Origin of the sequence: Ruminococcus sp. 210702-SL.1.03 (assembly GCF_020559915.1) — a bacterium.
In the GTDB taxonomy this organism is placed as follows: domain Bacteria; phylum Bacillota; class Clostridia; order Oscillospirales; family Ruminococcaceae; genus YE71.
This window is the reverse complement of sequence record NZ_JAJCLZ010000095.1, coordinates 1-1,093: the sequence shown is the minus strand read 5'-3', so window position 1 is coordinate 1,093 and position 1,093 is coordinate 1. Positions and strand designations below refer to the sequence as shown.

General features: G+C 42.4%; 1 protein-coding gene. It reads left to right on the top strand.

Annotated elements, in window-relative coordinates:
• A partial coding sequence (locus tag LI114_RS13535) for a fibronectin type III domain-containing protein (protein ID WP_227221106.1) occupies positions 1–926 on the top strand: 926 nt, incomplete at its 5' end.
• Between the last annotated feature and the right edge of the window lie 167 nt (positions 927–1,093).

Genomic DNA, 1,093 nt, shown 5'->3' with positions numbered 1-1,093 from the left:
CTAAGCCTAAACAGGTCAAGCTCAGCTCGTGCGGAGCTACTGAAACTGCGATCCGCCTTAACTGGCAGGCTACGCGCTGCGATGGTTATCTCGTTTATCAGAAACAGTCTGACGGCAGCTTCGAGCGTATCGCAAAGTTCGACAGCAGCGCTACCACCTACCGCGTTGACGGTCTGAGCGAGGGTACTAAGTATACGTTCAAAATGCGCGCATACAAGCGTACTCCGTCGGGTCTTATCTTCGGCAGCTGCGCGAGCAAGACCAAGACTACCAAAGAAAAAGAGATCGTATGGACTGATGTAGATAAGGCGTACTACCACATGGCTTGCGGATACCCTACTGACGAGCAGTGTGAGCTGGTAAGCGATGATATTTCTAATTATATTCTTTCTAAGTATGGCGAAACACTTAACGCGAGAAGAAATTTCGATTTGTGGAGAATATACGCATTTGCAAGTCCGAGCGATGAATGCTACAACTTTAATGAACATAAATTCATAGCCAAAAAAGACGTTGCAGACAAAGATAAAACAGACGACGCACATAGAGAAACCTCGGTTGAGCTTTGGTATTTTGCTGACATAGAAAAATCTGGCGATGGATTTCTGCCTCAAAAAAACGCTTATAACAAACAGAACTATGATGCCGTTCAGAACATGAAAAAGGAATGCTATTCAACATTTACCGATTACGCATTTTCAAGCGACGCTTTCGGTCTCCCCCCTCTCAAACAATGTTCAGATTTTTGCTTCAACATAGGCATAGATAAAATTCCCGACGGAGCATCATGGGTCGATTATGATATAGACTATTATAAAGATAAAGACCCCTATCATATCCCTATGTACATTTTGTGGTTCTGCGATGATGGTTATGCTTCACCCCATAATATAGGCGAAGATTCATGCATATCTGCCGAAAAGTAAACAAACAGAATAAATATAACGTAAGACGTTTTGAAGAAATTCAGAACGTCTTTTCTTTTTGCAAAGATAATCCCCAAAGCAATGCCGAGGCTGAGGGGTTGACATAAAAAATCAAAAAAGGAGAGAGATTCTATGTTTAAAAGTAAAATTCGCACGCTGCTGAAACG